This is a genomic window from Clostridium sp. ZBS15 (assembly GCF_023845705.1).
Lineage (GTDB): Bacteria > Bacillota > Clostridia > Clostridiales > Clostridiaceae > Clostridium > Clostridium aquiflavi.
Genome location: NZ_JAMQHY010000007.1, coordinates 28,284 through 50,833 on the forward strand (window position 1 = coordinate 28,284; position 22,550 = coordinate 50,833).

Annotated in this window: 16 protein-coding genes; 2 read left to right on the plus strand and 14 right to left on the minus strand. The window is 25.3% G+C overall.

Annotation, left to right across the window (positions count from 1 at the left end; genetic code table 11):
• Nucleotides 1–43: 43 nt before the first annotated feature.
• The 14 genes from NG904_RS03015 to NG904_RS03080 all read right to left on the minus strand — a co-directional run bounded on the left by NG904_RS03015 (nt 44) and on the right by NG904_RS03080 (nt 18,475).
• On the minus strand, nt 44–1,759 hold the full coding sequence (locus tag NG904_RS03015) for a methyl-accepting chemotaxis protein (RefSeq protein WP_252229687.1): 1,716 nt from the start codon (nt 1,757–1,759) through the stop codon (nt 44–46).
• A gap of 129 nt (nt 1,760–1,888) precedes the next feature.
• Nucleotides 1,889–2,902: an extracellular solute-binding protein gene (locus tag NG904_RS03020; RefSeq protein WP_252229689.1), complete on the minus strand. Its 1,014-nt coding sequence runs from the start codon at nt 2,900–2,902 to the stop codon at nt 1,889–1,891.
• A 325-nt stretch (nt 2,903–3,227) separates the two neighbouring features.
• On the minus strand, nt 3,228–5,216 hold the full coding sequence (locus NG904_RS03025) for a methyl-accepting chemotaxis protein (RefSeq protein WP_252229691.1): 1,989 nt from the start codon (nt 5,214–5,216) through the stop codon (nt 3,228–3,230).
• 241 nt (nt 5,217–5,457) lie between these two features.
• Nucleotides 5,458–6,813: a PFL family protein gene (locus NG904_RS03030; RefSeq protein ID WP_252212348.1), complete on the minus strand. Its 1,356-nt coding sequence runs from the start codon at nt 6,811–6,813 to the stop codon at nt 5,458–5,460.
• A gap of 14 nt (nt 6,814–6,827) precedes the next feature.
• Entirely contained in the window at nt 6,828–7,097 is a 270-nt protein-coding gene (locus tag NG904_RS03035; RefSeq protein WP_252212349.1) for an ACT domain-containing protein, read from the minus strand.
• 166 nt (nt 7,098–7,263) lie between these two features.
• The gene (locus NG904_RS03040; RefSeq protein ID WP_252229693.1) at nt 7,264–9,483 is read right to left on the minus strand and encodes a cellulose biosynthesis cyclic di-GMP-binding regulatory protein BcsB; all 2,220 of its coding nucleotides are present in this window, start codon (nt 9,481–9,483) and stop codon (nt 7,264–7,266) included.
• A 21-nt stretch (nt 9,484–9,504) separates the two neighbouring features.
• Nucleotides 9,505–10,755, minus strand: coding sequence for a glycosyltransferase family 2 protein (locus NG904_RS03045; protein ID WP_252229695.1), 1,251 nt, complete (start codon nt 10,753–10,755; stop codon nt 9,505–9,507).
• 11 nt (nt 10,756–10,766) lie between these two features.
• Nucleotides 10,767–12,122, minus strand: coding sequence for a DUF2334 domain-containing protein (locus tag NG904_RS03050; RefSeq protein WP_252229697.1), 1,356 nt, complete (start codon nt 12,120–12,122; stop codon nt 10,767–10,769).
• Nucleotides 12,106–12,960: a GGDEF domain-containing protein gene (locus tag NG904_RS03055; protein ID WP_252229699.1), complete on the minus strand. Its 855-nt coding sequence runs from the start codon at nt 12,958–12,960 to the stop codon at nt 12,106–12,108. Before NG904_RS03055 ends, NG904_RS03050 begins: the two co-directional genes overlap by 17 nt.
• A complete protein-coding gene (locus tag NG904_RS03060; RefSeq protein WP_252229701.1) occupies nt 12,957–14,462 on the minus strand; it encodes a YfdI family membrane protein in 1,506 nt (501 codons plus the stop codon). The genes NG904_RS03055 and NG904_RS03060 overlap by 4 nt, the downstream gene beginning before the upstream one ends.
• A 225-nt stretch (nt 14,463–14,687) precedes the next feature.
• Nucleotides 14,688–15,194, minus strand: a complete 507-nt coding sequence (locus tag NG904_RS03065; protein ID WP_252212355.1) for a hypothetical protein — start codon at nt 15,192–15,194, stop codon at nt 14,688–14,690.
• A 402-nt stretch (nt 15,195–15,596) separates the two neighbouring features.
• Nucleotides 15,597–16,106 (minus strand): QueT transporter family protein, encoded by a 510-nt coding sequence (locus NG904_RS03070; RefSeq protein WP_252212356.1) that lies wholly within the window; start codon nt 16,104–16,106, stop codon nt 15,597–15,599.
• A 502-nt stretch (nt 16,107–16,608) separates the two neighbouring features.
• The gene (gene galE, locus NG904_RS03075; protein WP_252212357.1) at nt 16,609–17,598 is read right to left on the minus strand and encodes a UDP-glucose 4-epimerase GalE; all 990 of its coding nucleotides are present in this window, start codon (nt 17,596–17,598) and stop codon (nt 16,609–16,611) included.
• 199 nt (nt 17,599–17,797) lie between these two features.
• Nucleotides 17,798–18,475: a GTP pyrophosphokinase gene (locus NG904_RS03080; RefSeq protein WP_252229704.1), complete on the minus strand. Its 678-nt coding sequence runs from the start codon at nt 18,473–18,475 to the stop codon at nt 17,798–17,800.
• Between the two features lie 206 nt (nt 18,476–18,681).
• Between NG904_RS03080 and NG904_RS03085 the strand changes: the two genes are divergently transcribed.
• Together NG904_RS03085 and NG904_RS03090 are read left to right on the plus strand one after the other, a co-directional pair.
• The gene (locus tag NG904_RS03085; RefSeq protein ID WP_252229706.1) at nt 18,682–20,031 is read left to right on the plus strand and encodes a [Fe-Fe] hydrogenase large subunit C-terminal domain-containing protein; all 1,350 of its coding nucleotides are present in this window, start codon (nt 18,682–18,684) and stop codon (nt 20,029–20,031) included.
• Nucleotides 20,032–20,383: 352 nt separating this feature from the next.
• Nucleotides 20,384–22,435, plus strand: coding sequence for a YcdB/YcdC domain-containing protein (locus NG904_RS03090; protein ID WP_252229708.1), 2,052 nt, complete (start codon nt 20,384–20,386; stop codon nt 22,433–22,435).
• Nucleotides 22,436–22,550 lie beyond the last annotated feature (115 nt).

The following is a 22,550-nucleotide window of genomic DNA, read 5'->3' on the forward strand; positions in this document are numbered from 1 at the left end:
ACACTCTGCTAAAACATAGCTTTTCAAAAAAGCACTTAATATCCTAATTATTTTTCAATTTATACATTTCTAACTTTTCATTTATTTCCTGTGCTTGAATTGATAATTCTTCTGTAGCGCTTGCTGTTTCTTCTGCAGTTGCCGAATTAGTTTGTGCTACTTCTGCTATTTGATCTACACCTATAGTTACTTCCATTATAGATTGGCGTTGTAAATCAGATGCTTGTGTTATTTCTTTTATTAAATTTGTTATTTGTTCTACATTATTAACTATACCATTTAAAGAACTTGCTGTTTCTTGTGCTAAGATGCCCCCATTATTAGCTACATCAGTTGATTTTTCTATAAGTTCTGTAGTTACTTTAACAGCTTGTGAGCTTTGTGCTGCAAGTAGTCTCACTTCTTCTGCCACTACTGCAAATCCCTTACCTGCTTCACCAGCTCTTGCTGCTTCAATTGCTGCATTTAAAGCCAAAAGGTTTGTTTGCTCTGCTATATCTCTTATTGTATTTATAATTCCTGAAATTTTATTTGCTTCTGTACATATTTCTTTCATATAAATCAATAATTCTTGCATTTTTTTATTTCCATCACTTACAACTTGTTTTGTTTCTTTAGTAAATTCATTTACATCATTTGCATTTTTAGCATTAAGCTTAACTTGTTCTGATATTTCATGAAAACTAGATAATAATTCTTCAACTACACCTGCTTGATTAGTTGATCCTTCTGATAAAACTTGAGTTGTAGCTGAAATTTCTTGGGAACTGCTTGCTACTAAATCAACTGATTTAGAAATATAATAAAAACTATTATTTAAAGAATTTATAATTTTTTCAAGAGATACTTTCATTGGCATGAAATCACCTGTATACTCCAATGAAGAATTTAAGTTTATATCTAGATTTCCTTTAGATATATTTTCTAAAACATAAGTTTCATCTTTTAAATAACTACTTAACATGTTTATAGAATTTTCTAAATCAGAAGCCATTTCTCCCATTTCATCAGTATTTAAATATTGATTGTCAACATCTAAAATTCCTTGTGATAGATTTTTAGACATATTTTTAATATTATTAATTCCTTTAAGTAACATTTCTATTAATAATTTTATAACTGTAATAGCTATTATTAAGATACTTAATAACATCACCCCAATAATTCCCATACTCAAATATTCATATAATCTAGAGCTACTTACAAATCCTTTAGCTTCTATTTGAGACGCCTTATATATGTTTTCTATATTTTGCTCTATAGATTCTATTTCTGTAGAATATGTTTTATTTATTAAGTTAAGTACTTCTTCTTCTTTAGCATTTGTAATTAAATTGCAAATATCCTTTATAGTTGCATCAGTTTCATCTAAACTCTTTTCAAGAATAGATATAAGTCTTTCATCTCCATTAAAGTCATTCTTAATTAAATCGAAGTTTTTATTAAAATTTTCCACCTCAACATTCATATCCTTTAAATATTGAGATTTTTTTTCAACATCATCTGTACTTATTGCTTTATATATATTTTTATCTATTACCTGTATCTCTACTTTCATATTAGAAACAACCTCTGCTTGTACATATGGACCCTTATAAAGACGTGCTGTTCTAGATGATAGTATTATTAGTAAACTTACAATTATAAACATAGCAATGGCATTTATTATAATTATTATCTTAAAACTTTTACTTATTTTTTTTGCTATTGATTTATCCTTAATACTTTTCTCTAATATGTTCTTTAATTTTTTATACATCTTCTCATCCCTTTATATTAATAAGATTTTATTAGATAAACATTTTGTTACATTTATTGTCTAAAAAATATATACTTAATAAATTGAAACATTAAATTTTTCAATTTATATAAGAAATAAAAATTCTAATTATTTATTTTCTATAATATTTTCATACTTTTTTATTATTTCATGTTTATTGTTTAGAACCCAATTTTCATCTTGCCTTATTATATTTAACTTATTAAAGTCTTCAAACTTTTCTGACTGTACATCACTTCTTACTGAACGTCTGCAAAGATCTTCACTTACCATAGTTTGTACTTCTTTACTTGTTAAGAAATCAATGAACTTTTTAGCATTCTCCATTTTCTCAGCACCCTTAATTATTGCAACGCAATCCGGATTAGCTATTATTCCTTCTTTAGGATATACTATCTTGACTGGATCATCTGTACTTATATACTTTAATGCACCTTCATATGTTAATCCAACAGTATACTCCCCATCTATTACTTTGTTAAATACAGCTGATGAGCTGTTAAGCATTTTATTCTCTGTATTTCCCAAAAAACTTTCTATATATGGCCAACCCTCATCTGGATTATTATTTCCCATAGCATATAATTGATTAGTTAAGCTTTCCAAAGCTGTTGATGACTTTGCTGGATTGGCTACCGCTATTTTTCCTTTTAGTTCTGGATTTAATAAATCTTCAAAACCATCTATTTTTGTATCTTTAGCTAAATCTAAATTTACAATTAATACACTTGGCATTATTGTAAATCTTGTTATTTTTCCATCTGAATTTCTATAATCTTTATATATATTTTCTTCATTTTTTGAAATATATTCTTCTAAAAAATCTGTTCTTGATTTAAGCGCGGCTACAGATCCCCCCCATATAACATCGCCTAAAGGGGCATTATTTTCTTCCTCTATATTTTTAAGTAATTCTCCTGTAGATGCCTTCACAAGATTTACATGAATATTAGTTTTCTTTTCAAATTCACTTATAATAGGATTACTAAATTCCTTAGGATGTGATGTATATATAATTAAATCATTATTTTTATTTGTAATTTTAAATGTATTGCATCCTCCAAATATCCCAATTATGAATATTGATACAATGAATAATTGTATTATTACTTTATTTTTCATAAAATCCTCCTTTATGATGCGTTAATTATAAGATAGAAATAAATTTTTCACCTTGTAATTTAAATAACATCCTCGAACTATAAAAATTATTAAAACCAAAATCCCCAATAAATAATTTACTTATAAGTATATTATAACATATTATGTATATTTATGGTTTAAAATAAGATTTTTTGATTTACAAAACAACATAAGTAATTATGTCACCTTTTAGTTGAATATTTTTAGATTTTTTTATAAAAAAGAGTTCTTAAACACTTTTTATTTAAGAACTCTACTTATTTGAAACTTTTTGCAAAATTAAAAAAAGAATTTTAACTCAATATTATATTATAAATTTATTAATTTCTTCATTTAATTCTTTAATTGATTGTATTAATTCATCACAAGCTATTCTTATATCTCCACTTGATTCATTAAATTCTTCACCAGTTGCATCAACTTCTTCTGTAGTTGCAGCCAATTCTTCTGAAATAGCTGTAAGATTTTCAAGTGCATGTAATACATCATCTTTTCTTTCATCATTACTATTAGATATATTTAATATTTGTTGTATCTTAGGACTAACTTCTTTTAAAAGTTCTGCAATATTACTAAAAGTATCTACTGTTAAGTTTATCTTTTGCTTTTGAGATGAAACTTCTAAATTTATACTTTCTGTAGACTTAATAATATTATTGCTTTCTACAAGCACATTATTAATTATTGTTCCTATTTCCCCAACTGATTCTTGACTTTGCTCAGCAAGTTTCCTTATCTCATCAGCTACTACACTGAATCCTCTACCAGCTTCCCCTGCTCTAGCAGCTTCAATAGCTGCATTTAAAGCAAGTAGATTTGTTTGTTCAGACAATCCATTAATAGTACTTGTAATATTTTTTATAGATGCAATCTTATTATTCATACCACTTATAACTTCATTAAATGATTTTAATGTTTCATCAAAACTATTTAATGAGATATCTAATTCTGAAATACTATTGTTACCATCATCAACTTTGCTTTCAACACTCAAAGAAATTTTTGCAAGATCATTTACGTTTTCGTTCATAAACTCAACATTATCACCAAATTCTTTCATTTGATTATGAACCTTTAAAATTTCTGTTGATTGATTTGTATTAGCTTCTGCTGATTCATGCATTGCAATGGAAATATTTTTTGATCCAGCTGTTATTTGATTTGAAGTCCCTTCAAGCATATCAGATTGGTGTTTTAATATATCCACACTATGCTTTACTGCTTGCACTATATTTACAATAGAATTTTTAGTGACTTGTAACGCTCTATTTATATCTCCAATTTCATCTTCTTTTTGCATTTCCTTTGTATTTAATTCTTCATTAAATATTCCCTTTGATAATACTTCTATACTATTTTTTAATGTCTTTAACCTTTTACCCAAGTTCTCTCCAATAATTATGATAATTATTATTAATATTATTGTTCCAATAGTTGCAATAGTAATAAATAGTTTTATTAATGAATTTAATTCTTTATCTACATACTTTGCATCAACTTCTAATACCATTGTCCACCCTTCTGTTAAATTAACAGGAGCATACGCAATATATTTGTCATCTTCTTTTAAAATATTTGACTTTCCCTCTATAACCTTTTTATAAACATTATGTGCTTCATCTGAAATATCATCAGATTTTAAAAGATTTTTCTTATTTTTAACATCATCTATAAACTCAGATGCAATTACCGTTCCTGTTTTATCTAATATGTATGAAGTTCCCATGTTAAAATATCTTAAACTTTCTATGTCTTTAGATAAAAAGCTACTATCAAAAGTACACGTTAATCCTCCAACAACATCACAACCATTAGTTATAGGTACTGCTAAAAATATTATTTGTTCATCAGTTCCTTTTACAAATGATGGCGAACTTATATAGATTTCTTTATTACTTACTATGGATTTAAAATATTCTCTATCAGCTATGTTATTTGAATAACCATCTGTTGAAATTAAATTTCCATTTAAATCAACAATTCCTATAGATCTTAAATCTAAATCATTAACATATTTAATTAATGTTTTATTTTTTTCTTCTTGTGATACATTTATATCAGAAATTTTATAATCAGCTGCTATTGCTCTTGCAATACTAATTTTGCTGTTTAGTTTTTGTTCTTCTATTTTTGTAGCATCACTTATCATTTTTTCCATACTATTTTGTTTAATATTTACTAAATTTTCTTTTACTATAATAAATGTAGAAAAAAATGCTGCTCCAAATACAACTATGAAACCTAATACTAATTTTTTTAACAAATCATTTTTTATACTTCTATTATTTTTCATATTTATTCCTCCAAATGTTATTTATACCAATACAACCTTACAATTTTAACACTTTTAAAATAGCTAGTCAAATATTTTAAAATAATAAAATCGCACATAAAAAACGTTTTTTGATTAATTTAAGAATAAAATCTTTAGAATAATTATTAATTTCATAAAAAAATAAACGCAATAAAAAAACTACTCAACAATAATTGTTGAGTAGTTCAAATATCTAATAAAAAAATAATTATTTTTTATTTTAGTTCTTAAATGAATGTATAGGCGCCGGAATTCTTCCACCTCTTTGGGCAAATAATTCTGATGAATTTTCATTCACTTTCATTACAGGTGCTCTACCTAAAAGGCCACCAAATTCAACCATATCTCCAACTATGCATCCTGGTGCTGGTATTATTCTAACTGCTGTTGTTTTATTATTTATAACACCAATTGCAGCCTCATCAGCAATCATTGCAGATATTGTAGATGCTGGTGTATTACCTGGAATTGCAATCATATCAAGTCCTACTGAACATACACAAGTCATTCCTTCTAATTTTTCCAAGTTTAATGATCCCTTAATTACAGCTTCAATCATTCCTGCATCTTCAGATACAGGGATAAATGCACCACTTAATCCCCCTACATGGCTACATGCCATAACCCCGCCTTTTTTAACGGCATCATTAAGCATTGCAAGAGCAGCTATCGTTCCATGTGTTCCTACTGTTTCAAGTCCTATTTCTTCCAATATTTCTGCTACTGAATCACCAACTGCTGGGGTTGGTGCTAAAGATAAATCAACTATTCCAAAAGGAACATCTAATCTTCTTGAAGCTTCATTAGCAACTAATTCGCCCATTCTCGTAACTTTGAAAGCAGTTTTCTTTATTGTTTCTGCAACAACATCAAAAGATTGTCCTCTGACTTTTTCTAAAGCTCTTTTAACAACTCCTGGTCCACTTACTCCAACATTTATTATTTTTTCTGCTTCTCCCACTCCATGAAATGCTCCAGCCATAAATGGATTGTCTTCTACTGCATTAGCAAATACAACTAACTTTGCACATCCAAATCCTTTTTTATCTTTCGTAAGCTCTGCTGTTTTCTTTATAATTTCTCCCATATCCCTAACAGCATTCATATTTATTCCTGATTTTGTACATCCAACATTTACAGAGGCACAAACTTTTTGTGTAGTTGCTAATGCTTCTGGAATAGAACTTATTAATATCTTATCTCCCTTAGTACATCCCTTTTGTACTAAAGCTGAAAATCCACCTAAGAAATCTATTCCTAAAGTTTCAGCCGCTTTATCTAAAGTTTGAGCAAATTTCACATAACTTTCTTCATTAGTAGCTCCTGCAATTATAGATATAGGCGTTACTGAAACTCTTTTATTTACTATTGGAATTCCAAATTCAGATTCTATTTGTCTTCCCACTTCTACTAAATGTTCTGCAGATTTTGTAATCTTATCATATATCTTTATTCTAGCTTTTTCTCCATCCGGATCTATACAATCTAATAATGAAATCCCCATTGTTATAGTTCTTATATCTAACTTTTCCTCTTCAATCATCTTTATTGTCTCAAGTATTTTATTAGTATTCATAAGTTTCCCCCCAATTATAGTGAATGCATAGACTTAAAAATTTCTTCTCTTTGAATCTTAACTTCAACACCAAGTTCTATACCTTTAGCATTTAATGCTTTGTGTACATCTTCAAATTGTGTATTCATATTTTTACAATCTAATGCCATCATCATAGTAAAAAATCCTTGCATTATTGTTTGGTTAACATCTAATATGTTAATATTAAATTCTTGTAGTTTGTTGCTAACCCCTGCAATAATACCAACTTTATCTTCCCCAATTACTGTTAATATTGCTTTCATGCTTATCTTCTCCATTTCATAAATTAATTTTTATTTAATAAATATATATTTACAAATATTTTAAAATAATACTTTAATTCTATATTTTCTTTTATAATTTGTCAATTTTAATATATTTATTAATTTATACCATATTAATCCTATTTATTAATGCATTTTTAATAAATTATTCGTCTTTAGGTTCTTCATTTTCTTTTTCTTTTATACCTTTAGAATATTTTCTACCAATTTTTTTAAACTTTGAAATTAAAATCGAATCTCCTTTTTCCATTGATTTATTTTTTAAAAAGTACATTATTATAGATACCATAATAAATATTAAAAATAATGTTACAATTCCTAATAAACCTTTTACCCTAGAATCTAATGAATTTATTTTTTGATAAATTGGCTTAGACACCTCTTTTTTCATTTTATATGTTTTTATATTTCCATATTGATCTATTACAGCACAATCACCACTAAGTTCATATATTTTTTTTGATGAACTTAAATACTCTAATGAATTTCTTAATATCTCCTCATTTGGTGATGTGATTACAAGCATTGCTTTTTGAAGGTTGTATGGAGATATATCAAGTTGAAAAGTAGAAATTTCACTTGAAAATGGTTCTGTTAAAAATAACTTTTCATTTGATAAAAATTTTGAATATGTTTCATTATACTTAAACCAAAGATTATTATTTAATTTTTTAATAAGCTTATTATTTGCTGGAGTTCCATATACAACTATATTACTATCTTTTTCCTCCCCATTTATTCTTGAACTTCTAATTGTTTTTAAACTTCCAGTATTGTAATATAAATCTTTACCTAAATAAGTAAAAACTCTTCCTATATAAGTTAAATCTTGTGATGTCAAATTATCAGGCAAAACTACTAATGTATCATTATAAGTTCTATCTTTAATAAAAGGTGCTCCATATGTGGAAAAGTAGTAATTATCTATATCAGTTAATCCAGTATATATATACGAGTCTCCACTCACTAAAGCCCAGGGCATTTCTTCTTGTCTTTTTTCGCAGTATGAATTTTCCATTTCTAAATCAAAAGCTATAGTAAGTTCCATGTAACTACTTAATTTAACATCATCTGGTATTGTTAATTCCAATTCGTCACCATTTGCTTTATCTTTTTCTAATTTTTTGCTTCCAATGGGAGTATTGTTCATGTATATAGTTACTAAACTTCTATTGAAATCTAAGTTTTCAGAATATCTCATAAATAATTTTATTTTATCACCAGAGCTTAACACTCTATTTTTAGGTAAACTATAATTTAAAGTAGTACTTCTTCTAAATTGACCTTTTAAATGAATTTCATTACTTCCAATATCCTTGAAAGTTATTCTTCCATTCTCCTCTTTGCTTTTCATTTCTTCTTTTAAGTTTTTATCTACTATAAATGTATCATTGTCTAATTGAAAAACAATATCGTTATTCATAAGTGTTTTTACACCTTTTAAAAGACTTTCATTATTGTTGCTTAAAATAAGTAACATCTTTCTATTTTCATCATTACTATATGGTGAATTCAACACTTTTATAATACAGTCTTCATTTTCCACATTATTTGATAGACTTATTTCTTTAGGAAGAATATCATAATTTCCAATATAAATTACATTTTGAGATTTTTTCTTAGAAAAGTCATCATATTTTAATATTTCTCCATAATAGTCTCCATTTTGATACATCTTTCCTAAGTAAGAATTTAATAATAGTGCAGCACTTAATTCTCCATCACTATACTCGTTTGGTATTACTATGTTTGTAGATACATATTCTTTATCATCTTCCTTTAAATAAGGATATGGAAAATTGGATATTTTATTGTCAGCTATAACATTATTAAAATTAACTTTTACATTTGAATCACCTTTTAAAGTAATCCAATTTGCAATATTAACATCATCTATACACGGTAAATCTGAAATTCTTGAATATGTTTCAACTTTCAATTCATTACTTCCACTTAAAAGTAAATCTTTTGGGATGTTTAGTTTAATATCTTGAATTTCTGTCTTTTTATCATAATATATTTTTTTAGAATAAAAATTAACATTATTAATAGACAGTACTATGTATGCATCTTTTTTACTATCTACTAATTGATTTATTGAAAATTGTATATGTGCTTCAACAAAGTTAACATTCCACCACTTATTAATGTTAAAATACCAACTGTGACCTGAAAATACACCTTTAAAGCTTAAATCATTTCCCATTTTATATGTCCTTGTATTAATCGTATTTTCTACATTTATAAAATTCTTAATTGGATCTGCGTTTACTTTGATAGGCAACATATTTACTAAAAGTATAATTACAAAAGTAAAAAATAATAAAAATTTTAATTTATGTAAAATTACCTTCACCTTACTCATATATCAGTGCCTCCTCCAAGTTTAAAACCTTTCAGTTTTATACCATTTAGTTTCTCTTTTTAATAATGAATCTTTTATGTAATTACAAAACCCTATTGCTGCTACAACAGCCCATAATTTACAATAAGTAAAATACATTATAGATATAACCATAATATTTTTTATATTTAATTCTCCCTTTTCTGTTGAAATTGCTATCATTATAGAAAGATTAAACACTAAATACGCCATAATCCACAATATTAACCCATATCCAGTAACGTTTATTTGAATTATATCTCCAAATCCTAATAAAAATAACATATCTGAAATAACACTAGCTGATAAAAAGAAAAAATAAATCATCGTGTAATACAATATATCAAATTTAGTTACGCCAAAGCCTGGTTTAAATAAGTATTTGAAATTTTTTATAACTACATAAGTGTTCCCTTTAGCCCATCTGCTTCTTTGCTTAAACCACACATTTAATGTTTGAGGCTCTTGTTCATATGTTACAGCAAGAGGCATAAATTTTATTTTGTATCCCATCATATAAATTCTAAAACTCACTTCTGTATCTTCTGTTATAGCTTTTGTATCCCATCCATTCATTTCTTCCATAATACTTCTTCTCACTACAAAGTTGGTACCTGGAATAGTACAAAGTTTAAACATTTCCCATCGTCCTGCTTGAGCCATCCATTGATACGTTAATGTTTCTATATTTATAAAATTGGTTAATAAGTTTTTATCTTTATTTCTACATCTAAATTTTCCAATAACTGCACCTAATTTATCATCCTCTAACAATGTTTGAACTAAATATTTTAATGCTTTAGAATCCGGAGTATTGTCAGCATCATAAACAGCTAAAATTTCTCCCTTGCTTTTTTCAAGCCCTATATTAAGTGCATTGGATTTTCCCTTTCCACCAGTTATATTATCAGTGTTTATTATTATTAAATTCCTATCTAAAACATTTTCTTTAACCTTTTGTAGTATTTCTGTTGAATTATCACTTGAATTATCGTTTATTATTATAATTTCATATCTATCATGAGGATAATCTAATTCTAGTAATGATTCTACTGTTTTTCTTATAACAATAGCTTCATTATGTGCTGGAACCATAACTGATACAAAAGGGTAGTACTTTAATTTCTCTTTCATTTTTTTATTTTGTACTTTAGAATAGTATATATATCCAAATACAACTAAAATAATATTAACAAATATTATTATCCAAATTATTCCCAGGGAATATAGTGCCATGTAGTCAAATACATTCATAACATTTTCTCCTATTTTAAAAATTTTCTTTTATCAATATTAAAACTTATCAAAACAATTATTATAAAAAGAATTACAACTACGGTACTAATAATCACAAGTATTTTATTTGTTTTATCCAAACTTATATTAACGTCCTTATGCCTCTGATTTTCATATCCATTTACTGCTGCTTTATATTTTTCACTATCAACAAACTGTAACTGTGTAACATTCTTATCATTTAAAAATATTCCATTTTTATTACTCTTTACATTTAAATTATCAATAGTAATACTGCTACTTATATCATCAGTATCTTTAAAATATATATCTTTATCTAATAATTCTTTAACCTTATTCTTAAATTCATTAATAGATAATTTACTGCTTATATTTACAGCTATATTATTATGTAAATTACTTCCATTATCCAAGTTAACTTTTTCAATTATATTCTTATAAGATGGTATATTATATTTATCAAGCTCTAAAATTCCTATATCTATATTAGAATCTATAAAAATAGTGTCCGTCTTTTTAAGCAATTCCTTTAAATCATCTCTATAGAGCCAATAATCACTTATACTTATAGCAGTTGGATAAATCCAGTAATTAATATAATTTTTAAATCCTAAATCAACTTTTTCTTCTATATCTTTTCCTTGAACATTTAAACTTACTAATGGTGGAAGAGCTAATACTATTTCTCCACCATTAGCTTGTGCATATCTTAATACTTCAGCAAATCTATTCATAGCAGGTAAATTTTCATTTTTGAATACAGGAAGTACTTCAATAAAAAAACGTATTCCCATTTCTTTCAAATAATCTATTTCTTCAACTAAAATATTAAGATTATTAAACGGAGTTACTTCATCTAAATAAAAGTATATATTTTCTTTATATTTTTTATTGAAATTTTTATAGATTAAATCATATATTTTAGTATATCTATATTTATCAAAATTTAAATCTTCTAAATATATTGCTTCATTTATATTTAAAAAATCAGTATATGATTTTTTCCCAATCCAAAATATTTTATTATTATATCTAATTAGATTTTGTTTTAAGGTCTCACTTACGGTATTTTCACTTAAATTTAGTATAAACACAGCTTTATACTGTGATAAGTCTTCTCCCTCATAAGCTGAAAATCTTATTATTTCAATATCATTAGCAAATTCTAAACATATTCTATTTAAATAATTTAAAATATTTCTTTTTTCTCCATATTCTTTATAGATATCATATAAGACTAACACTTTTCCTATAGGCTCAACACTATATACATTTTTAATTAAACATAAACTATTTATAAGTATAAAAATTAATACTAATATAATTAATTTCTTAACTTTAAATAGTTTATTCTTGAATGTCATATTCAATTTCCTTTTCAGCTTTTATTAAGAATTCCATAGAATCCTTTATTGATTTATCAAATGTACATGATCCCATTTGAATATCTAACTTTACATTTTTATATAATGAATATTGTATGAAATCGGCATTATTTATATTTTCTCTAAACCTCTTCTTTACAACCTTAGCACCATCTTCATTAGTAATTGTTATAAATGCTAGTGTACTTTCATTTAATATATACTTTACATCTTCTTCTCTTAAGGCTTTTTTTAATATGTTACATGTTTGAACCAATAATTCTAAATACTTTTTTCTTCCAAGAATTCTTTTTAATTTATCTGCGAATTTAACTTTTACCATTATTAAAGTTAGTGGTAACTTATGTCTCTTGCTTATATTCATATATATTGGTAATTCCATCATAATTGCTTTATCATTTCTTATTCCTGTAGATTCATCAATCATTATAAGTCTCGAATTCTCTTCTTCCAAAGATATCACTTTTTCTTGCAGCGATACTATATTCTTTGACATAAATGAAACTATTAAAGCAGTAATAGGTATTGTTACAATCCAATAATATGTATTAAATTCAACAGTAATATTACCAGTAAGATTCAAGTATAATTTTACACTCATATAAATAAAATCAACTATCAAAGTAACAATTAATGAAAATGTTACATTAGTATAGTAGCTTATAACTGCAATGATCATTATAAGTGTCAGCATAAAGTAATTTTCAAAAGATTGTTGAAAGTTAAAAATATTAAAGCTAATAGATATAATAAAAAAATAAGTTATTAAAAATGTTATTAAAATATCTACCTTTTTTCTAATGTTTATCTCATTCATAATTTAAAACCACCCTGCGATTTTATTGTTTTATTTTCAAAAATTAAACTAAGTATATATATAAATATCAAATCAAATGTCATGTTATACATAAATACATGTTTTGATAAATCTGCATCTCCAGCCCCTATTACAGAAATGATAATTTGTGATATTCCAACTAAAAATACATAAAAATATGTAATTTCTTTAAGCTGAATTTTTTTATTATTATCCTTTATAGCCCTTAAAAATCTATCTATAGATAAATACAAATAAATAGCTATTGTAGATACAGTAAATAGCATATTCTTTGGTATAAATTTTTCTTTAAGTGTACTCCATGTTGCAAAGAAATATGATTTAGCTCCAAAATCTTTGTGCTCACTTTGTTCATAATTTCCAATTACTTTTGGTCTGATTGAATATCCATTGTTGAAACTTATTTTTAATACCTTAATAAATGCCTTAGGATGTGTTATATAATACTCTAAAATTTTTCCTAATGAGAATTTTTTATAATAGTCATCTATTAATTCTTCTTCATATGGATCTAATAATTTAATTTCTTCAAAAAAATCTGTTTCTTGCAACAAAGAATATTGTGTACTTATATTAAAATCTCCTAATATACTATCTGGATCATCTTCATTCAATAAAATACCTCTGTTCATAGAATGATATATATTTATGTATTTAAAATCTCCTGTGATTGACTTATAAAATATCCCTGAACTTATTATAAATATTACTGCAAAAATCCATGTTAATACTTTAACTGATTTTTTATTTTTCATATAAATTCCTATTATTATAAAGACAAATGATATAAGAATACCTACTGGTGCTAATTGTTGTTTAGCTCCGAAAAACAAAAATGAGCTTATTCCAAAAGCTGATAAGTTATACCATATAAACTTATCAAATTCTATCATATAAATTAGTAAGCCTATACTCATTAAAAAGCAACATATATTAACACTTTCTCCATAAAAGGAATTATAATATGCTAAATATCCTGTATCACAAAATATTAAAATAGTTATTAAAGTTATTATTAATTTATATTTATTATTATTTATATTATTCACTAATGATTTTACTAATAAGTAAATACCTATAGATTCAATTATCAAAAACATAATAGACATAAATCTTATATCTAAAACATAGTCTTTTGTAAAAAGACTATCTAAAACAATTGCACTCTTTATAAATATTGATTGAGTTGATATTAGAAGATTAGCATAATCATTATTATATTTATAAATTCCATAATCTTTTATAAAATATCCTAAAAATATTTCATTATAATTTTTATTTAAATGATATGCACCACTTTTATTCATCACTCTGTAAAAATCTCCATTATCAGCCATTCCTATAATAGGCGGTATAAATAATGTTAAAATTCCTATAATTAATACTAAGAAAAATGCGAGCAGTGAATAATTAATCTTATTTATTTTTAAAAGTTTATTATCCTTATACTTAGATGCATCTATCTTTCTTATATTATTCACCTTCTTTTAATATCTAATGTAGTCGTCACTATACTAAATTACTTTTACAGCATGATTATTAATTTGATATATAGTAATTGCATTATTTAAATATACAATTAAAGCATATATCTATATTTTGAAAGTTTAACAAGACTTTTATGTATTTATAGTAAAAATAAAAGAAATAAGTCATCAAAATTAATTGCGACCTATTTCTTTTAATTTTTATTCAATATTATAAATTTATAAAGCTTCATTTACTACATTTTCTATATATTTAGAAAATAACTCCCTATTTGATATTATTTCTTTTTCATTAGAAAGCTTTAACTTTCTAAATCCAAGTTCAATATTTCTTAAGAGCATCTCCATATTTCCACTATGATTTTCTTGCAAATCATCAAAGTTATCTATCATATAATCTATTGTCTCTAACATATCCCTTACAGAATATTTTTCTGAATAAATTTTCCCTTTTAATTCTATAAAGTACTCTTCTTTAAAATCGCTTAAATTTTCTAATAAATAATCTTTATTTTCCTTTTGCCATACTTCATAATCTTTAATGTACACATCTTCCTTTAGTATGCTTCTTGGTATACTAATAAGTTTTTTAAATTCTGCTTGATTCATATCCCAAATAGTATTTCTAACTTCGCTAATTACCCATCTTATAGTAGATAAATCATAGTCACTTTTTGTAAATTTATCTCCTATCTTATTAAACCTTTTTTTTGTTGATATATGCATAATACCACCTCATAATTTTATTGATTCATTATTTATGATATTCATAAATACTTACATATGATAATAAATTTAATGCTATAACTTACTTGAAAATAGAACAACCCATTATTTTTTCAAATATTAATGTAATTATAAGTAAAATTTTATATAAAAAATATTTAGGCATTTTATGTTCTTCTTGATTTAACATATAGATTATATCTAATATTAAAGAGAAAAAAATAATTATTAGCAAAGATAGATATATAATTTTATTCATTTTACTTTTCCTAAAATAATATTCTTTAATATAATATATGCAATTTTTCATTATAAAATAATTAAATTTACAAATAAAAAATAAAAAAGACATAAAAAAAGATTTATTTTTCATTTTTCATGCCTTTTATTAACTCATTTTATTTAAATGTCTTGTACCAAAATTATTTTTTTATATTTATGTTGTACTAATTTAAATATAGGTAATCCTACTAAAGTTACAACAACAAACTCTCCAATTGCTACTTCTCCTATAGATAATATAAGTGGAATTTGAAGCAAATAATTAAGCATCCATCCTATAATTAAAGCGTTAAATATTGTTGGCCATAATGATGCTATAAATAATGCTTTTTTATTATTTTTAATATATTTCGCTGTGGATGATATGGCTGTAACACTAATCAATGTAGCTAATGTTCCTAAAAATATATCTAACGTGCCATTAGGTCCAAGCATATTTGCTATAAAACATCCTAATGTAAGTCCCCCAATATAAAATGGGTCTACAAAAGCTAATAATACCATTATTTCTGAAATCCTAAATTGAATATTTCCATAACTTATAGGTGCTAATATAAGTGTTAATACTGCATAAATAGCAGCTATAAGTGCTGTTCTAACTAATCGTTTTGTTGTTTTACTACTTTTCATCAAATATCCTCCTAAAAAATTAGTTTAACAACCTCCTAAACTTTCCACTAAGTCTTAATCTATATTGTAGTATAAACACTTCATTAAAACCTATGCGAAATTTAAACAAAACGAGTAACCATAAGTATAATTAAATCCAGAACAAAATCGCTAAAGCCACTATTAAGCCGTTGATTCATATAAGCATACACCTTCATAACCATACATTCATATAAATCTAGTAAGCGAATATATTCTCTTTTTATTCTTTGTTTTTCTATCTTTATTAACAAGCTAAATTATAAATGGTACTTAAATTTAATGCTTTTATAATTGTATAAAGAATAAAAAAATCGTAGGACATTAAATCCTACGATAAAAATTCAATAATCTAATAAACCTTTATAAATATATAAAAGTTTATTATTACTAAAAGTTAACCGTAGTTTTATTTAAAGTCAGGAGGCTTTCGAACTGACCATATTAAATTATAACAAAATTTTAGAATTATTACAATGTGAAATTATTTGTTATATCCACTCTTATTATTTGTATGCCATACCCAAGCATCTTCTATAATCTTAGTTATATTAGTTCTACTTGGATTCCATCCTAATATTTCTCTTGCTTTATCTGAAGAAGCAACTAACTTACTTGGATCTCCTGCTCTTCTTGCTCCTATTTGTGCTGGAATAGGGTGTTTTGTAACTTTTCTTGCAGATTCAATTATTTCCTTAACAGAAAATCCTTGACTACTTCCAAGATTAAATATGTTACTGTCTCCTCCATTTAATAAATATTTCATTGCTAAAATATGTGCTTCTATTAAATCTTCAACATGAATATAATCTCTTACACAAGTACCATCTTCAGTATCATAATCTTCACCATATATTGTTATAAACTCTCTTTTTCCAAGAGCTACTTGAAGTACTATTGGAATCAGATGTGTTTCTGGATTATGATCTTCTCCAATAACGCCACCTTCTCTTGCTCCAGCAACATTAAAATAACGAAGTGATACATATTTTATTCCATAAGCCTTATCACACCATTTCATTATTTTTTCCATGGTAAGTTTTGTTTCACCATATGGATTTGTAGGACAAGTTTCCATTTCTTCCGTTATTGGAATTTGCTTTGGTTCACCATAAGTAGCTGCTGTTGAAGAAAATACTATGTTCTTAACATTGAATTCATTCATAACTTCTAGTAAAACTTGTGTTCCTTGAACATTATTGTTGAAGTATTTAAGAGGATTCACCATAGATTCCCCTACCAAAGAATTTGCTGCAAAATGAATTACTGCTTCAAAAGATTCTTTTTCAAAAACCCCTCTTAAAAATTCCTTGTCCCTTATATCACCTTTATAAAATTTAGCTTTTTTATTCATTGCATCTTCATGTCCAGTTAGTAAATTATCTACAACTACAACATCATAATCACTATCTATTAATTGGCTTACTGCATGAGAACCAATATACCCTGCTCCACCTAAAACTAAAATACTCATTTTCGACCTCACTCCTATAAATTACCAAATACTAATTTGACTATGTTTTATCTAAATATTGATATATTTAAAACAAAATCTTTTATGTAAATTATACATTGGTACTTAATTTATATATACTATATTAATATACAATTTATATTATATTCCTTTTTAATTACAAAATCACCACATAAAACATAAGATTTTATTAAGTATTTTATAACTTTTCAACTTCTTCTTGAATTTTTTGCATTTTTATATCTGTAGCTGAAATTATATCAGCACATTCTTTTAAGTCTGCTCTTATATGTTTTGGAGTATCTTCTCCTTTTTTATAGTAAAGTTTATGTTCTAAGCTTGCCCAAAAATCCATGGCAATAGTTCTTATTTGGACTTCAACCTTTACATTTTCTATATGATCTGAAAAATAAATTGGAACTTCTAATACCATATGTAAACTTCTGTATCCATTTTCCTTAGGATTTTTTATATAATCTTTTTCTTCTACTAGTCTTATATCATTTTGACTTCTTAACATGTTAGCAATTTCATATATGTCGCTTACAAAGGAACATACAACCCTTACTCCAGCTATGTCATTTAAATTTTCTCTTGCAGATTTAATACTCACATCAAATCCTCTACGCTTAAGCTTTTCTAATATGCTTCTAGGTGATTTAACTCTAGATTTCATATATTCTATAGGATTTCTTTTTCTTCTTATTTTAAATTCAAAATCTAAAATATCTAATTTAGTTTTAATTTCTTTTATAGCAGAACTATATATCATTAAAATTTCTTGAACTTCATCTAATTTTTCTTCTACATTTTCACTTGATATAGTTACATTTCCACAATCAAAAAATATTTTATCGTTCTCTCTTAAGCTGTTCATGATTATGTCATCCCCCTTTAGTATACTAAATAAACCTCTACAATGAATATGTTAACATATTCATTGTAAAAATCAATCTTTTAAAATTATTATAACTTTTAAGTAATTAAATTTATATATAATTTAATAAAATAAAGTATATTAATACATACTAATATTATAATTAAAAATTTAATTTTATTCATTAACTTGGAGGTTATATATTTATGAATAATAAATACTTAGATTTATTTGATACATTAGTTAAATCCTATTATAATGGCGATTTTGATGAAACTCTTAATCGCATTATGGTATGTCATGAAGTATCTCCACAAGAAACTTTTGAAATAATAACATCTTTATGTGGAGTAAAGCTTAAATTTGATAATAATTATGTATACAATATAAAAAAAGCAATTACAGAATACACTGTTAATAAAAGAATTGTTGAAAAACTTGAATGTTGTGGTGCAAATTGTACACCTAATAAAGAAAAAAAATATACTTGTGAATTAGCATGTCCTTTTAATGCTATATATTATGATAGTAAAAAAAAATCTACTGCTATAAACAAAGATATGTGTATTAATTGTGGCATTTGTGTTGATTCATGCAAAAACGGAAGGATTCTAGATAAAGTTGAATTTTTACCTATAATGAATTTAATAAAAGAAAATAAAACTGTTATTGCTGCTGTAGCTCCTGCTATCATTGGACAATTTGGAGAAGATGTAACAATAGATCAATTAAGAGAAGCTTTCATCAAAGCAGGCTTTACTGATATGGTTGAAGTTGCATTTGCTGCTGATATATTAACAATAAAAGAAGCTGTTGAATTTAACAAACATGTTAATACACCAGATGATTTAATGATAACTTCTTGTTGCTGTCCAATGTGGGTTGGAATGTTAAAAAAAGTTTATAAAGAGCTTGTTCCTGATTTATCACCATCAGTTTCTCCTATGATAGCAACTGGAAGAATACTAAAAAAATTAAATAAAGACACAAAAGTTGTATTCATTGGTCCATGTATCGCCAAAAAAGCTGAAGCAAAAGAAAAAGATTTAGCTGGTTCTATTGACTTTGTATTAACATTTCAAGAAGTAGATCAAATTTTTAGAGCTTTAGATATAAATCCTATGAATTTAAAAGGTATTCCATCTGTTGAATATGCATCAAAAGCTGGTCGTTTATATGCAAGAACTGGCGGTGTTTCAATTGCTGTTTCTGAAACTATAGAGGAACTTTATCCTGAAAAATTTAAGCATTTCAAGAGTATTAAGGTTGATGGAATTAAAGATTGTAAGGCCATTCTTGATAAAGCTTTAAGAAATGAAGTAGATGCCAATTTTATAGAAGGTATGGGGTGTCCTGGTGGATGTGTTGGAGGACCTAAAGCTATTGTTCCACCAACTAAATCTAAAGTTGCTGTTGATGAATTAGCTTATGATTCACCTATAAAAGTTCCTGTTCATAGTAAAATTTTAGATGAGGTATTATCAAAAATTGATATAAATTCATTAGAAGATTTTAAAGATCCTAAAAAAATAGAAATATTAGAACGTGATTTTTAAAATTTAATTTTTTTACTTATTATTAAACAATGAATTTTCACTTTTTAATACCTAGAAAATTAAAAATACAATACATTTAAGGCTCTGTTTTAAATATGTGTTGATATATGCAATAGGTGAAGTGGCATGCAATATCAACACGCTACTAAAACAGAGCCTAATTTAATAGTTCTTTCTTAAATTAAACTTAATAAACATATTAAATAGTAGCTGGAAAATATATTTAATGATACCATATAATTATAAGGTTGATGAGTAGGTTCAGGATCAAGCGAATATTTATATCCTGTTTCATACTATAGACTATAACTGTATTTTTAATTTTTTTATAATTTAATGGAGGGATATATTAATGAAAAAGAATTATTTTTTTAGTATTTTACTACTCTTTTGTGTTCTTTTTAGTCTTCAATATCCAGCATTTGCAGATGAAAATTATAGTAAATCATTAGAAAATGCTATTACAAAAACAAAAAACATAATAACTATTCCCGATACTTATACTGATTTTACTCATTCTAGTAGAGAACAAAAAACAATTCTTGGACAAGTAAACTTATTTGAACTTAATTGGTCAGAAGTACAAGGAAAATACGGAAATATATCTATATCTATAGATGAAAATGGGAATATATATGATTTTTATAAGTACAGTAATGAAAATACTTCAAAGTTGCTTGCATCTGTCACTAAGGATGAATCAAGACAAGCTTGTGAAGATTTTATAAAAAAAGCACTTGTAAATCATTATAGCTCTTTAAAAGAAATCAATGTTTACAATGATCCAACAGACAGTGCCTATACATTTAAATATAAATGTTATTTTAATAATATTCCATTAAACTTTTTATATGTAAACATTTCTGTAGATAAATATACTGGTGAAATAATTACTTTTAATACAAATAACTTAAATACAAATTCTCTTTCTTATCCTTCTAATGATAATATAGTTGAAAAATCAAAAGCTAAGAAATCATATGTTGATAAAATTGGTTTAAAGCTAAATTATTATTCTTATTATGATTATAAAAATGATAAGCTAAATATTTTCCCAGCATACTGCATAAATAGTACTCATAATGTAGCTATAGATGCACATTCTGGAGAAAAGATTTCTATAAATAATGAAAATATATATTTAGGTAAAGATGGATATAAAAATACTAATGAAAGCTTAGATTCCTTAAAGAATCTAACAAAAGAAGAAGATGATGCAATAAAAAATGTCTCTGGACTTATAAACAAAGATACAGCTACCGATATAATTAAAAAATATAGTGATTTAGACTCTTTTGAAGGTAAAATTTCAAATTCTCATATAAACAAAGATTTAATATCAAATAATTATATTTGGACAATTAATTTTGAAAATGCTTCTGCAGAAGTGGATGCTAAGTCAAGTGAACTATTATCTTTTTATCATTATTCAAATATTGATGATAAAAACAATGTAATACCTATTGATGATGCTAAAAATATAGCAAATAAATTTCTAAATGAAGTTTCTCCTAATAAGTTTATAGAAACAAAATTAGAAGTCTTAGATACAAATATAAATGAAAATGATAGCTTTTATAACTTTAAATTTATCCGTCAAGCAAACGGAATTAACTTTGTAAACAACTATCTTATGGTTTCTATTAATAAATTTAGTGGAAAAGTTTGTGAATATAATAGCCAATGGTATGATAATGTTAACTTTCCAGATATAAAATCAGCACTATCATCTGAAGCAATTTTTGATAAAATTGGTGATAAATTTGGATTAGAATATACAATGTCCAATGATAATAATATCTCTTTAATATATAACTTTATAGATTTAGATGAAAATTATCTTGTTAATCCTTTTAATGGGACAAGAATTAAATTTAATGGAGAAGTATATAAAGAAAATGAGCTTCCTAAATATTCTGATATAAATGGGCATTGGTGTGAAAAAATAATTAAAGAATTATTAGAAAATGGTTATTATTTAAAAAGTGATAACTTTAATCCTGATAATAACATAACTCAAATTAATTTCTTGAAATACCTTTATTCTCAAATTTGGAACTTTAATAATTCTGATGATGATGATAAATTTTATGATATGCTTATAGAAAAAGGAATTTTAAAAACAGAAGAAAAATCACCTGATTCATTGCTTACAAATAAAGATATTAGTAAATTAATAGTTAGATATTTAGGATATGATAAAATTGCTAAAAATGCCTATATATTTAATAATCCTTTCAGTGATTCTATTGAAGATGACATTAAAGGTTATTCCTCAATTTGCCATTCATTAGGGATAATTACAGGTGATGAAAACAATAATTTTAATCCAAACAACAATGTAACAAATGCTGAAGCTGCAAAAATAATATATAACCTATTAACTAAAGCAAACAATAAATAGACATATAAATAAGACTGTGTTTTAAATATGTTTGATATATGCAATAGGTAAAGTGGCATTGCAATTGGACTTTGAGAATTCTTAATGAGTATCGTCACATTTACTGCTTGTCTCA

What these genes read in the sequence shown, in the direction of transcription:
- NG904_RS03015 (WP_252229687.1), bottom strand. Translation starts at nt 1,759, where the DNA reads ATGTATAAAAAATTAAAGAACATATTAGAGAAAAGTATTAAGGATAAA.
- NG904_RS03055 (WP_252229699.1), bottom strand. Translation starts at nt 12,960, where the DNA reads ATGAATGAGATAAACATTAGAAAAAAGGTAGATATTTTAATAACATTT.
- NG904_RS03080 (WP_252229704.1), bottom strand. Translation starts at nt 18,475, where the DNA reads ATGAACAGCTTAAGAGAGAACGATAAAATATTTTTTGATTGTGGAAAT.
- NG904_RS03025 (WP_252229691.1), bottom strand. Translation starts at nt 5,216, where the DNA reads ATGAAAAATAATAGAAGTATAAAAAATGATTTGTTAAAAAAATTAGTA.
- NG904_RS03050 (WP_252229697.1), bottom strand. Translation starts at nt 12,122, where the DNA reads ATGACATTCAAGAATAAACTATTTAAAGTTAAGAAATTAATTATATTA.
- galE (WP_252212357.1), bottom strand. Translation starts at nt 17,598, where the DNA reads ATGAGTATTTTAGTTTTAGGTGGAGCAGGGTATATTGGTTCTCATGCA.
- NG904_RS03070 (WP_252212356.1), bottom strand. Translation starts at nt 16,106, where the DNA reads ATGAAAAGTAGTAAAACAACAAAACGATTAGTTAGAACAGCACTTATA.
- NG904_RS03090 (WP_252229708.1), top strand. Translation starts at nt 20,384, where the DNA reads ATGAAAAAGAATTATTTTTTTAGTATTTTACTACTCTTTTGTGTTCTT.
- NG904_RS03065 (WP_252212355.1), bottom strand. Translation starts at nt 15,194, where the DNA reads ATGCATATATCAACAAAAAAAAGGTTTAATAAGATAGGAGATAAATTT.
- NG904_RS03085 (WP_252229706.1), top strand. Translation starts at nt 18,682, where the DNA reads ATGAATAATAAATACTTAGATTTATTTGATACATTAGTTAAATCCTAT.
- NG904_RS03030 (WP_252212348.1), bottom strand. Translation starts at nt 6,813, where the DNA reads ATGAATACTAATAAAATACTTGAGACAATAAAGATGATTGAAGAGGAA.
- NG904_RS03045 (WP_252229695.1), bottom strand. Translation starts at nt 10,755, where the DNA reads ATGAATGTATTTGACTACATGGCACTATATTCCCTGGGAATAATTTGG.
- NG904_RS03035 (WP_252212349.1), bottom strand. Translation starts at nt 7,097, where the DNA reads ATGAAAGCAATATTAACAGTAATTGGGGAAGATAAAGTTGGTATTATT.
- NG904_RS03040 (WP_252229693.1), bottom strand. Translation starts at nt 9,483, where the DNA reads ATGAGTAAGGTGAAGGTAATTTTACATAAATTAAAATTTTTATTATTT.
- NG904_RS03020 (WP_252229689.1), bottom strand. Translation starts at nt 2,902, where the DNA reads ATGAAAAATAAAGTAATAATACAATTATTCATTGTATCAATATTCATA.